At 67.9% G+C, this 312-nt stretch carries 1 pseudogene; it reads left to right on the forward strand.

Annotation, left to right across the window (positions count from 1 at the left end):
- Nucleotides 1-241 (forward strand): annotated as a pseudogene (locus OBACDRAFT_RS03685) (hypothetical protein); the annotation flags it as partial.
- Between the last annotated feature and the right edge of the window lie 71 nt (nt 242-312).

The following is a 312-nucleotide window of genomic DNA, read 5'->3' on the forward strand; positions in this document are numbered from 1 at the left end:
CGCGACTCCGTGCTCCTGCGCATCCGCTTCCTCGAAAACCAACTCCCCCTCACTGCACCCCGCCTATCGCAACGCCGCCCTCTCCCTCGGGCGCATCTGGACCGCCACCCGCGACGGACGCGAAAGAGATTACAAAGCCGCCTGCGAAACCTTCATTCAGGACATGCTCCTTGCCCGCGATCTCGAAGACACCATCACCGCACTCCTTGAACGCCCGACCACCAACGCAACGAGCCACTGACGCCGCCCGCCCCTCCCGCCGTCCCAGCCGCGCCCGCCGCCCCCGGGGCTTCCACGAGGAATCTCGCGGCG

This window comes from Geminisphaera colitermitum TAV2, assembly GCF_000171235.2.
GTDB classification, from domain to species: Bacteria; Verrucomicrobiota; Verrucomicrobiia; order Opitutales; family Opitutaceae; genus Geminisphaera; species Geminisphaera colitermitum.